Raw genomic sequence first — 11,573 nt, 5'->3', positions numbered from 1 at the left:
CGGGGTGCTGTCGGCCACCAGCATCACCGGCGGGACCCGAAGCTCTCCCTCGGCGATCCGGACCCGGTACTTCGTGCGCCCCCAGGAGACCACCACGCCTGTGCGGCCGGCGTACTTGCCGGCCCGATCGGTCAGGCGGACACGAGTGCCGGGCCGCAGCTGCTGAGCCAGGGCCAGCACCGAGGGATGGTTGCGCCCACCGCCCAGGGCCTCGTCCATGTCCAGCTGAGTCTGGGCAGCAACGGAGTTCCTGGTGTCCGCGAGCTCGACCAGGTGGGCGACTTAGGTGGGGAGCATGGGGATCGAGATGTCGCCCATGGTCCAGGTGATCAGCTGTTCGGGGTCGAAGGTCGGCGTGCAGGTGAGGCAGCTGGAGGGCCTGCTTGGACGCTTGTCTCGCTCGACCTGGTGGCCCTGCGGGCAGGTGCCGGTGAAGCGGCCGGGGAGTTGGGGCAGGTCGTCGGAGTAGCAGCGTTCGGGGGTGGCGCCGATGGCAGTTGTCGTGGCTTTCCAGACCTCGTCGTGGCCGTGGGTGGGGCCGACGAGGGCGTGGGCGATCTCGTGCAGGATGGTGTCGCGGACCTCGGACTCGGGGTGGATCTTCGTCAGCGGGATGCTGAGGGTGATCACCTTCTGCGAGAACCGGCAGGAGCCGGCTCGGCGTCTGGCGCGGTCGAAGCCGAGGGTCCAGTCGAGGAGGTTGTGCTCTTCGAGTAACTCACGAGCCAACCGGCTGGCCGCACCGAGATCCATGGGACAAGTATCGAGGTTCGTGCGGCCGACCCCGATAGGCCCGGGTGGTGTGATGGTTCGCCGGGACCGCCGCCTCAGTCGAGCAGATGCCGGATGTCCTCCGCAGTCAGCGCACTCGAACCCATCTCCTCGCCGGCCAGCACGCTTTCGGTCAGGGCGCTCTTGCGGGCCTTGAGGGCCATCACCTTCTCCTCGATCGTGTTGCGGGCGACCATGCGGTAGACCATGACGTTGCGGGTCTGGCCGATGCGGTGCGCGCGGTCTACCGCTTGTGCCTCGACGGCCGGGTTCCACCAGGGGTCGAGCAGGTAGACGTAGTCGGCCTCGGTGAGGTTGAGACCGGAACCGCCGGCCTTCAGGCTGATCAGGAAGACCGGGGCGCTGCCCTTGCGGAACCCGTCGATGACGCGGGCCCGGTTCCTGGTCTTGCCGTCCAGGTAGGAGTATTCGAGGCCGGCCTCGTCCAGGCGAGCGGCCGCACGGTTGAGGAAGCGCGTGAACTGGCTGAACACGAGAACGCGGTGACCCTCGGCGGCGATCTCGGGAAGCTGCTCCAGCAGGGCGTCGATCTTGGTGCTCGGGACGGCCTCGTGGGCCGGGTCGATCAGGCTCACGTCCAGGGCGGCCTGCCTCAGAAGGGTGAGGGAGCGGAAGATCTCGAAGCGGTTGCGGTTCAGGTCCCCGAGCAGGCCCAGGACTTTCTGCCGTTCGCGCTGGAGGTACTTCTGGTAGATCTTGCGGTGGCGGGGGAGTAGCTCCAGTTCGACCGTCTGTTCCTGGCGGGCCGGAAGGTCAGCGGCCACGAGGTCTTTGGTGCGGCGCAGCATCAAAGGGGCGATGCGGCGGCGCAGCTGGTCGAGTTTGTCGGCGTCCTGCTCTCGTTCGATGGGTGTGCGGTAGTGCTCGGTGAACCGTTCGGGGCGGGGGAACAGACCGGGGGAGGTGATGGAGAACAGCGCCCACAGCTCCATCAGGTTGTTCTCCATCGGGGTGCCGGTGATGGCGAGCTTGAAGTCCGCGCGCAGTTCGCGGGCACAGCGGTAGCCGGTGGCCTGGTGGTTCTTCACCGACTGCGCCTCGTCCAGCACCAGCCCCGCCCAGTTCTGCTCGGCGTACTGGTCGAACTCCAGCCGGAACAGCGTGTACGAGGTGATCACCACGTCGGCGCCCTGCACGGCGGCGGCCACGTCGTGGCCGCGGCGGGCGTTGGTCGAGGTGATGGTGGCAACGGTGAAACCGGGGACGAAGCGGTGCGCCTCCTGCTCCCAGTTCGGCACCACACTGGTCGGCGCCACCACCAGGAACGGACGATCGCTCAGGCCCTGCTCACGAGCGTGCAGGAAGAGCGCCAGCGTCTGCAGCGTCTTGCCCAGGCCCATGTCGTCGGCCAGAACACCGCCCAGGCGATGCCCGAACAGGGTTGCCAGCCAGCGAAAACCGTCTTCCTGGTAGGGCCGCAGGGTGGCTTCGAGACCGGCCGGAAGCTTCGCTTCGGGCAGTTCCTGGGCACGGCTCAGAGCCTGGATCGAAGCGCGCCACGTCTCCAGCTCCCCGGCGATCACCCCGAGCTGCTCGAGTTCGTCCCACGTGCTGACGTGGAAGCAGCTGAGCCGAACAGTCCCGGCCGGCGCGTCGAGCATCTCCCGCGACTCCGCGATGAGCGCTGCGAGCTGGTGAAACTGCGGCCGGTCCAGGGTGAACCACAGGCCGTTGGCCAGGAGCAGTTCCGTGTCGCCGCGGGCGAGGGCGACGAACACGTCCTCGAACGGGACCGGCTGGCCGTCGATCGTGATGCTCACGGCGAGATCCAGCCAGTCCTGGACGCCCCCGCCGGAGGCGTCGCTCGCGGCGAACTCGAAGACCGGTTCTTCGTCGCTCTGGCGATATTCCGGGAACTGGCCGCCATCGACAGCCAGGCGCACACGGACGTCCGTAAGCTCTCGTAGTTGTGGGATCGTCGTGCCCATCAGCCGGGCACTGGTCATGCCCTGAACGGTGCTCTGCGAAAACGGAACTGGTCGATCGCCCACGAGCTGCAGTATCCCCGGGAGATCGTTCAGCAGTGGGGTGATCCCGGCCAGGATCCGGGTTTCGGCCGGGGTATCGCGAATTGAGGACGATGGTCCTGGCGAACGCTGCAGGCTCTCGTAGCGCTCGGTGTCGCCGATGCGGTACGACCAGGCCCAGTCCAGCCGCAGCCGGTGATCCCCCAGCGGGGTCACCGTGAGTTCCAGTACCGGCGGCTGCGCCTGCGGCAGTACCAGGGACTCGTCCGCGCTGACGACCTCGACGTGCTGGGCCAGCTGGGGGTAGAACGCGGACAGGAAGCGGTCCTCGTCGGCCGCAGGGATCGGCGGCACCGGACCGCGGGAGAGCTGCCAGAACAGCTCGGAGGGTGGCTCGCCCAGCGGGGCCAGACGCAGACCCTCGCCCGGGCCGGGTACCCAGGCCACTCCGTGCGGGGGATCAGATATCGGCAGGTAGGTAGAGGCGACGCGCTGCCCGCCGCTCTCCAGCACGGGCTCGATCACCAGACCGGCCTCCTGCCGGTGCATATAGAGCCGCGCCGCCACCGGATCGGTGTGCACGTGGACGGGGGCGGCGGCGCGGCCCTCCATCACCAGGGGGATGCCGGCCTCGTCGACCTCGCGCAGCAGGTCCCAGACCCGGCGGCTCACGATCGCGTCGAGGAACAGGAACTTGTCCTGCCAGCCCGCCTGATGGGCGGAGGGCAGAGCATGCAGTTCTTTCAACAGACGACGCTGGTCGCGGGGAACCGTACGCAGGTCGCGTTCGGGATAGGCCAGGGACATCCAGGACAGACTTCCCCGTACCCAGGTGCCGTTACGTCCGGGCACGACCAGCCGTACGGACAGCTGAAAGCGCGGCCCGTTGGTGAGCTCGAACTGCAGTGCGACGGGTGGCTCCCCCTCGGGCGGGGCCAGGTCGGTCGCCGTCCGCGGTCGACTCGTCGCGGGCTTCGCCTTGTCGCTGAGGGCGCTGGTGAGCGCCAGCTCCCACGCAGCCGGGGCTCTGACCTTGGGCGGTGCCGGCTGGCGGGTGAGGGCAGAGCTGCCGTTCAGGACGCCCTCATGGGTCAGGATCAGGGCGGCGGCGTGCGGGCAGAACTCGTCGTCACAGGTACACGACCAGGCGTTGATGTCCACGCCGCCGTCGCGCTGCCTGCGGATCACCGCCACGGCCTCGAAGTCGCGTCGGCCGTCCCGCACAACACCGCGAACGACCCCACCCGGCGCCTTGGAGCGCACCTGACCCACCTTGCCCGCGCGCACCAGGCGCCGGGCCCGCATCAGGGACGCCCGGCCGACCATGTCACTGAGGACGATCTCCACGCCGGTCAGCGGCAGGACAGCCAAGGTGGAACTCCCGGGTCGGTTGCAGAGGCCAGGATACTGGCGGTCACTGGCCGTCCTGCACGGTTTGGTCAGCTCCCCCCTTGACCTGGCAACAGCGAGGAAGAAAGACGTCTGGCGGGTAGGTCGCCGGCGCGCCCGATGAGGCCCGCTCCACCCGGAGAATGGGCACATGACCTCGCTCGCCGATGCCGTACTACCCCTGATCCGGACCCGCGCCGACCTGCACCGCTGGAGCGCCGCCAGCGAGCACGGACGTCAGATGCACCAGGCAGTCGACGTCCTCGAGGCCGCCGTCCCCACGACCGCGCCCGGCGAGGTCTACACCGTCGCTCACAAGGCTCTGGCCTCAGCCATCACCGTGATCGCCCGGGCCGACGACTCCTCCGGAATCATCGGCGACGCCTGTCGTCGCCTACTCGCGCTGCACCCGAAGACAGCGGCCGCGGCCAAGGTGCCGACGGCCCGGCTGGTGGACTGGATGATGAAGTTCCAGTTCGAGGGTGAGGTCGACTACTTCGAGCTCGACCCTGTCGCCTACGCCCCTGCGCTGGGCGAGACCGGCATGAAGACCTACCGGGCCCGGCTGAACGCGATCCGCGACCGGCTGGGTCCCCGGCCAGCCGACCGGTGGGACAGCAGCAACCGTCGTGAGTGGTTCGTGCTGGAGTGGAACGACAGCCGACTGGCGGTGTTCGACCACGACGTCGAGGCCATCATCCGCACCCATGCCAGGGACCGGAAGGTCGCGGCCTGGTACGAGGACACTGCCGAGGCGCTCGAGGAGATCGGCGAGATCGACCTGGCCATCGACTGGGCACGCCAGGGTATGGACTTCGGCCCTGGCCACCAGTCGCAGGCGTGCGGCGAGCTGTGGTGCCGGCTCCTGAGCCAGCACCGCCCCCACGAATGGTTGGGAGCCCGCCGAACCGTCTTCGACCGGTGGCCGGAACACTCCACCGCGGCCCGGCTACGTGAAGCGGCCGGTACTGCATGGCCGCAGCATCGCGAGCACGTCCTGGACAGGTTGGCGTCCACGCCGTCGGACGCGGTCATGTTCGCCCTGAGCACGCTGAAGGAACCCCGGCTCGCCTGGGACCTGGCCAATCAGCTCGCCTTGAGCGACGGCCGGACCTGGCACGAGCTGCTCAAGACCTACGAGAAAATTGACCCGATCGCCGTCCTGCCCATCCATGCCCGGCTGGTGGCGGCTGATCTGCGCGAGGCCGATGCCAAGCGCTACCGGTCCGGCGCGCGGCGGCTGGTCACCATGCGCCGGCTCGCCGCCGGTACCGACCATGCTCACGAGGTCGACGACCTCGTCGCGCAGCTGCGTGACGAGCATCGCCGGCGCCCGCGTCTGCAGCAGGAGTTCGACCGCGCCGGGCTTCCCTGAAGGTGGTTCGTGGTTGAACCGGTTGGGTTCCAGGCTCTAATCCCAGGTTGGTTCGGGGCAGAACGACCGGGCCAAGCTCGCCCAGGAGGGCTGCAAGGGTGACTGCCTCGCGGACGGTCGCCTTTTCTTGCCGGGCCTGGACGAACTGCTGCCGAGGACCCTCCGGGCCGCTGCGCTTGCACTTGGCGAGAAGACAAGATTGCCCCGTTGATCGAGCTGCCAACCCGGCTGCACGGCCAGCAGGGCCACTGCGGTGCTCATGACCTGACCGGGTGGCGGGGGATGGGTGTTCGGGGGAGAGGCTGCGTTAACTGGCGCTCAGACATCCGTAGCGGCGCGTCGATCCGGTCCGGCCATCCTGCTGTCGCCTTCGCCCAAGCGGGGACAGGTCGCCAATATGTCGGCGGCGTGCATCTGACCGGTGGAGGCGGCCAGGTAGGCGGCAGGTTGAAGCGCGGTGGCACTCCGGCTCCCTGTTTCGTGATCGGCCGTCATGATCAACCGCACCGGGAGGTTGATGTAGGCGCCGAGAGGGTCTTCGCAGTGGACGAGTTGACACGAGCAGGTCAAATGGGGATCCTCGTTCACGTATCGGAATAGCCGATACGGGTCCTGCTTGGAGGCGCGCTTGCCAGGGCTGCAGGAGACCTCCCGAGCCGCACTTCGCCATCTGGGGAAGCGACCCTTCGGGGAGTGATGCGCTCGGTATGCTGGACTTAGTCAGACTTAGTTCATAAGCTTTGATGGTGGCCCAGATGGTGAATATTCATGAAGCCAAGACACATCTGTCCCGGCTTCTGGAAGCTGTCGAGAGGGGGGAAGACGTGATCATTGCCCGAGCGGGGAAACCTGTCGCCCGCCTGGTTCCGGTTCGGCCTCGCGGCACTCGTCGGCCGGGGGCCTGGAAAGGGCGCGTAGTGATTTCTGAGGACTTCGACGAGATGCCCCCTGAAGTCATGGCGGCCTTCCATGACGACATTGAGCCGGGGCAACAGTGAGTCTTCTGCTCGATACCCACATTCTTCTGTGGTGGCTCACTGACAACGAGCGCCTACCTGCGGCAATGCGCAAGGTCATAGCGGAGCCGGATCGTGAAGTCTTCGTATCGGCCGCCTCGGCCTGGGAGATGTCGATCAAGTCGGCACTTGGCAAGCTGGACATGCCGGAGGGGTTGCGCGAAGAACTGGATGACGAAGGCATTACCGAGCTGGCGGTCACCGTAGAGGACGGCCTGGCAGCCGGAGCCCTGCCTCGGCACCACGACGATCCGTTTGACCGGATGCTCATCGCTCAGGCCGCGCGGCGTGACCTGCTGCTGCTCACCGCCGACAAGCGATTTTCCGACTACGAGGTCCGTCTGATGTACGACCTGGGGATATGTCGCCGGGGGGTCGCGGGCGGGTCCGGGTGGTTTGTCGCCTGTCTTGGACTCCGGGCCCCGGTGCCCTCAGACGCCGGAACAAGGCGGGCCTCTTATGCAAGTCTAATTCCGTAGCCTTGCATAAGACGCCAAGCGTGATGGGTGAGGAGGCGCGTCGTGGATGAGCTGGGTTCGCCGGCAGTCAGCCATGAGGAACGCCCCTGGGAGCCGGTAGAAAATGGAATGCCCTTGTCCAGGCGCGCCCGCCTGGCCTCCCGTGGTCCCTACCGAGCCGCCGTCCCGGCCGCGATCGCCCATCTCGACTTTGCGCTGCCCGGCCACGTCATTGCCGAGTCCACCGACGCTCTGACGGAGATCGCCCGCTTCGATGCCGAACTGTCCCTGCCAGGCCACGGCGGCGAGTTCGTGCCCCTGGCGGCTGTGCTGCTGCGAACCGAATCGGCGTCCTCGTCGCAGATCGAGAATGTCACCGCCGGAGCCAAAGCTCTGGCCCTGGCCACCTTGCAGGAAAAGGCTGGAGCGAACGCCCGCCTGGTGGCTGCGAACGTCGAGGCCATGAGCAGCGCTGTCGACATGGCCGAGGATCTCAGCGAACAGACGCTGTTGGCCGCTCACCGGGTCCTGATGCACGGGCATGCTGATGCGCAGCCCGGGCGGTTTCGTGATGCCCAGGTCTGGATCGGCGGCTCGCCATTCAGTCCGCACACCGCCTCGTTCATCCCGCCGCACCACGACCGGCTCCCCGCGGCCATGTCGGACCTGATGCAGTTCTGCGAGCGCACCGACATGCCGGTGCTGGTGCACGCCGCGCTCGCCCACGCCCAGTTCGAGACCATCCACCCGTTCGCCGACGGTAACGGCCGGGTGGGACGTGTGCCGGTTCATGTGATGCTGAAGCGGGCGGGGGCGACGAGACGGTTGACGGTGCCCGTCTCATCGGGCCTGCTGGTGGATACGGCCGCCTACTTCGACGCCCTGACGGCCTTCCGGGCGGGAGATGCGGCCCCCATCGTGCAGCGCTTCACCGAAGCGGCCTTTGCTGCGGTCGGCAATGGTCGCCGGCTCCATCGCGACATCCTCGACTGCTACGAACAATGGACGCAGGTGGTCACCGCGCGCAGAGATTCGGCTGTTTGGCACGTGCTGCCACACCTGGTCAGCCAACCGGTGGTGACGGCCCAGTTCGTACAGGAGGCTGTGGGGGTTTCGAGAACGGCGGCCCTGAACGCGGTCAACCATCTGGTGAAAGTAGTTGTGCTGGCTCCAGCCAGCGCAGCTCAGCGAGACCGGGTCTGGGTAGCTGGCGAAATCATCTCGGCGTTAGACGAGTTCGCTGCTCGGGCGAGCCGAGGGCAGGTGGGCTGAACCGCTTCCACCTGCTCGCGTCAGATCAGCAGTCAACGCGCTGACCTGCGACCTCGACAGACAGGTAATCCCCAGGGACTCGATCAGCTTTCCATCCTCTGCGTGCTGCGGAACGCTGCGTAGTCACCGGGAAGACATAATCACGAAGCACTGGACGGGCCTCCCTGATCCTGGGGCCGCGGATCGTGTTCTGCACGAGCGGCAGTGACCCGCTGCACTCAGGCCATCCAGCCGGGTGCTACTGAAGCGGGAACGTTCAGGGAACCTGCGTAGGGGCTTGAACGTCCAAGTCTCATGATCATCGTGCGCTCCCTCGCTTTAGGCCCCCTTCTCGTCGGCCTCTTGACTGCGTGCGCCAGCTCGGACAGCAGCGCTTCGTGCGCCCCAGCAGTGGATTTTGGGAATCGCCTGTACCTAGAACAGTCCGCCACCTCGGATGATCCGGGCCCGCTCCTGGGCACTGCCACCGATCACATCTGCAACGACACTGGCCGGGAAGAGGCACCCAGTTCCACCACCAAGTTCGATGCGCACGAGCTCGCCGGGGTGGACCCGCAGTACGCCATCCTCGTTGTTCATGAGGATGCCTCCGGTGCCAAGGAGTCCTCCGGCACGGTCTTCGCGGTGCCGGAGGAGGAAATGCCTGCAGAGGTCTGGGCCGATATCCAAGCCTTGGCTAAGTAACGGAACGTGGCATCTTGGCAACCTTCTGTGGCCTATCTCTCCCTCCTCTCATTGCGGTGTTCATGATCAGTTCACCTGACTAATCTCGTGGGCAGATGGTGTCGCGATCTCGCCACCTCTTCCGGCAGCAATGGATTGCTTTATGCCGGAGCGACTTCCAAGGAAGGAAGTACTGCCTGTGTCTGTCTTCAAGCCTGCTGGAGTGCTACGCCGACGCACGGTCACGCTCGGGGGTTCGCTCGCCCTGGTTGTTACTGCTCTCGTCATGCCTGCGCAGGTCAGCGCGGCGGCGCCCACTGTCGACGAGTGCGACCTGTCCGAAGAGGAGACCCTCACGGTCGAGGACCTTCCCGAGGGGGCGTCGGTCATCGAATGTGAGGCGGTCGGCCTCGTGATCCGTCAAGGCGATGTCGGCCTCACGGTGCCGGCGCCGGGTGAGGCGGCAGGGGTTGAGCTGATCTCTGACGGTGAGTCCGACGGTTTCCAGATCGAGGTCGCGGCCGACGGCACGGTGAACTATCCCGAAGAGACACCCGGTCCTCAGTCCGGCGGGGGTGATATCAGTATTGCCGCCGATCCCGGCGCCTGCTCCGACGGCGCCTACAGCACCAATGATCTCAAGGAATACGGCACGTACAACTGGTACGTCGGCGATGGTGGGATGCCTGGTGCCCTGACCAAGGACGAGGCCCGGGCCGCGTTCGCGGACGCGATCAACAACATCACCGGGAGCTACAACAACTGCGACTACACAGACACGGTCGACGCGAAGTCCCAGTACCAGGGGACCACCACCTACGAGGCAGACATGAACGCCAGCGGCTCCTGCACGAGCAGGGACGGCCAGAGCACCTGGGACGCAGGTGATCTGCCGTCCGACACGGTGGCACAGGCCTGCTGGTGGTCAGTGGCGACGCCCGGGATCAAGAACGACCTGCTCGAGTCCGACGTCCGGTACAACACCACGGACAAGAACTTCACCGACAACGGCGCTTCCAGCAGTTGCTCGAGCAAATACGATGTTCGCTCTGTCGGCACCCACGAGGCCGGTCACGTATTCGGGATGGGCCACGTCGGCAGCGGTCACAACAACCTCACCATGTACACGAACTCCTTCCTGTGTGAAACGAAGGCCCGCACCCTGGGCAAGGGGGACGTGCTAGGGCTGCGCAGCATCTACTGATCACCAGCCATTGACGGCCACGGAGCATTGACGGGTGGCGTGCTTTCGACGAAGCCCGCCACCCGCTCATCCGAACGGGAGACTGCAGATGAACCGGAAGACGACCCTGATCGCCTCCCTTACAGCGGTGGCCGTGAGCTGCGGTACCGCCGGGGCCGTGGCCGCTGTTCGCAGTGCGCCTGTCCCGAACGTGTTCTTGGCCGCCCCTGTCCAGGCCAGCCGCACCTACGTAGCTGGGCCTGAGGCAACGTATGAGCGCTTTACTAAGCCGTATCCACATGTCACCGGCGGGATCGGTGAGGTCGAGCCGCTCGTGGCGGCCGTGCCTGACCAGGCCAAGACGTACGATGCGTTGGTCACCGTGTCGTTTCGGTACAGCACCAAGGGCAGCGGCCCGTTCACCGTCGAGGTCAATGCCGACACCAAACTCGGGGCCTCCGACGACCTGGTGACCAGTCCGAAGACTCCTGCCCCCATCACCCCGAGTGCCAAGCAAGCATCCGAGACGGTGCAGTTCGTTGTTCCCGCTCTCAAGGGCGGCAAGACCTACCGGTTCCAGCCGATCGCTAACACCAAGGCACCGAAGAAGGCGGGAAAGAACGCGATAAGTACGTCGGGCGTCGTTCTCACTGTGCAGTTGACCCCACGTACCTGAAGACGAGTCCGTGCGCGCCCAACGCCCCAACCTCGAGGCACAATCTCAACAATCAAACCGGGCCGTCGGGTTGGGGCTGACCATTGCCTGGTCTACCGTCAGGGCGCACGACGGGCGCCATCTCCGCAAGGCTGACGGTCGAGGACGGTCTGTACGTCGAGGTTACCCTGCCAATGGCTGAGCCGGGCAGGAGGGCGCCCCGAGCGCAAAACGTGCGATGGCAGGGAAGTTCTCCCGCCTGGATCGTGAACCCCGGTGAGATTCCGAGGAGCCGGCACGACTGATCAGCACCCGGTCGTGATCAGTCGCTGTCGTCGCGGTACACGTCCAGCCACAGGTCACCGGGCAGCGCGACCAGTCGTTGCAGGATGCTGCGGTGCAACTCCGTGGCGTTCTCTCCGTCCTTGACATCGAGCATCGCGAACCAGGTGGCCTCGTACCCCTCGCGTTCCAGTTCCCAGAGCGTCGCTGCCACCGGCTCGAGCTGGGCGAGGAGCCGCTCCAGCATCTTTGACAGGCGCACTTCTCCCTGCAGTTCGTCGGAGTCGCTGCTGAGAATCCACACCGAGTGTTGTCGCTTTCGCTCAGGCGTGCGCGACGAGATCACCGAGCCTGCTTCGCTGGAACTCGTCGGGGTCAGGTTCAGCTGCTCAGTCACCGCTGCGGCGGAACCGCCACTGTCGTTGGTCAGCCGGAAGGACACGATGCTTCTCACCGCGGTCAGTGTTCCACAGCTCAATCTGCAGCTGCACAGACATTTTCACGGGCTTCATCCCCCGGCC

Annotated in this window: 10 protein-coding genes and 1 pseudogene; 7 read left to right on the top strand and 4 right to left on the bottom strand. The window is 66.3% G+C overall.

Features of this window, described 5'->3' with window-relative positions; genetic code table 11:
- The 3 genes and pseudogenes from LWF15_RS34935 to LWF15_RS34925 form a co-directional block, all read right to left on the bottom strand.
- Positions 1-219, bottom strand: a pseudogene (locus tag LWF15_RS34935) (hypothetical protein); the annotation flags it as partial.
- Positions 220-282: 63 nt separating this feature from the next.
- Positions 283-753, bottom strand: coding sequence for a SprT-like domain-containing protein (locus tag LWF15_RS34930; protein ID WP_232815291.1), 471 nt, complete (start codon positions 751-753; stop codon positions 283-285).
- Between the two features lie 74 nt (positions 754-827).
- Positions 828-4,130 (bottom strand): DEAD/DEAH box helicase, encoded by a 3,303-nt coding sequence (locus LWF15_RS34925; protein ID WP_232815290.1) that lies wholly within the window; start codon positions 4,128-4,130, stop codon positions 828-830.
- A 169-nt stretch (positions 4,131-4,299) separates the two neighbouring features.
- Here LWF15_RS34925 and LWF15_RS34920 point away from each other — a divergent pair, with 169 nt between their 5' ends.
- The 7 genes from LWF15_RS34920 to LWF15_RS34890 all read left to right on the top strand — a co-directional run bounded on the left by LWF15_RS34920 (position 4,300) and on the right by LWF15_RS34890 (position 10,791).
- Positions 4,300-5,523, top strand: coding sequence for a DUF6880 family protein (locus LWF15_RS34920; RefSeq protein WP_232815289.1), 1,224 nt, complete (start codon positions 4,300-4,302; stop codon positions 5,521-5,523).
- A gap of 755 nt (positions 5,524-6,278) precedes the next feature.
- A complete protein-coding gene (locus tag LWF15_RS34915; RefSeq protein ID WP_232815293.1) occupies positions 6,279-6,521 on the top strand; it encodes a type II toxin-antitoxin system Phd/YefM family antitoxin in 243 nt (80 codons plus the stop codon).
- On the top strand, positions 6,518-7,018 hold the full coding sequence (locus tag LWF15_RS34910; protein ID WP_232815288.1) for a type II toxin-antitoxin system VapC family toxin: 501 nt from the start codon (positions 6,518-6,520) through the stop codon (positions 7,016-7,018). Before LWF15_RS34915 ends, LWF15_RS34910 begins: the two co-directional genes overlap by 4 nt.
- A 42-nt stretch (positions 7,019-7,060) precedes the next feature.
- Entirely contained in the window at positions 7,061-8,269 is a 1,209-nt protein-coding gene (locus LWF15_RS37170; RefSeq protein WP_332879960.1) for a Fic family protein, read from the top strand.
- A 294-nt stretch (positions 8,270-8,563) separates the two neighbouring features.
- The gene (locus LWF15_RS34900; protein WP_232815287.1) at positions 8,564-8,953 is read left to right on the top strand and encodes a DUF6281 family protein; all 390 of its coding nucleotides are present in this window, start codon (positions 8,564-8,566) and stop codon (positions 8,951-8,953) included.
- A 265-nt stretch (positions 8,954-9,218) separates the two neighbouring features.
- Entirely contained in the window at positions 9,219-10,136 is a 918-nt protein-coding gene (locus LWF15_RS34895) for a matrixin family metalloprotease (RefSeq protein ID WP_232815286.1), read from the top strand.
- An 88-nt stretch (positions 10,137-10,224) separates the two neighbouring features.
- On the top strand, positions 10,225-10,791 hold the full coding sequence (locus LWF15_RS34890; protein ID WP_232815285.1) for a hypothetical protein: 567 nt from the start codon (positions 10,225-10,227) through the stop codon (positions 10,789-10,791).
- Between the two features lie 301 nt (positions 10,792-11,092).
- Here the strand turns inward: LWF15_RS34890 and LWF15_RS34885 are convergent, their stop codons facing one another.
- Entirely contained in the window at positions 11,093-11,506 is a 414-nt protein-coding gene (locus LWF15_RS34885) for a DUF4279 domain-containing protein (protein ID WP_232815284.1), read from the bottom strand.
- Between the last annotated feature and the right edge of the window lie 67 nt (positions 11,507-11,573).

Source organism: Kineosporia rhizophila (genome assembly GCF_021277265.1).
In the GTDB taxonomy this organism is placed as follows: Bacteria; Actinomycetota; Actinomycetes; order Actinomycetales; family Kineosporiaceae; genus Kineosporia; species Kineosporia rhizophila.
This window is presented reverse-complemented; position numbering and strand designations above follow the sequence as displayed.

What these genes read in the sequence shown, in the direction of transcription:
- LWF15_RS34930 (WP_232815291.1), bottom strand. Translation starts at nt 753, where the DNA reads ATGGATCTCGGTGCGGCCAGCCGGTTGGCTCGTGAGTTACTCGAAGAG.
- LWF15_RS34920 (WP_232815289.1), top strand. Translation starts at nt 4,300, where the DNA reads ATGACCTCGCTCGCCGATGCCGTACTACCCCTGATCCGGACCCGCGCC.
- LWF15_RS34915 (WP_232815293.1), top strand. Translation starts at nt 6,279, where the DNA reads ATGGTGAATATTCATGAAGCCAAGACACATCTGTCCCGGCTTCTGGAA.
- LWF15_RS34900 (WP_232815287.1), top strand. Translation starts at nt 8,564, where the DNA reads ATGATCATCGTGCGCTCCCTCGCTTTAGGCCCCCTTCTCGTCGGCCTC.
- LWF15_RS34895 (WP_232815286.1), top strand. Translation starts at nt 9,219, where the DNA reads ATGCCTGCGCAGGTCAGCGCGGCGGCGCCCACTGTCGACGAGTGCGAC.
- LWF15_RS34890 (WP_232815285.1), top strand. Translation starts at nt 10,225, where the DNA reads ATGAACCGGAAGACGACCCTGATCGCCTCCCTTACAGCGGTGGCCGTG.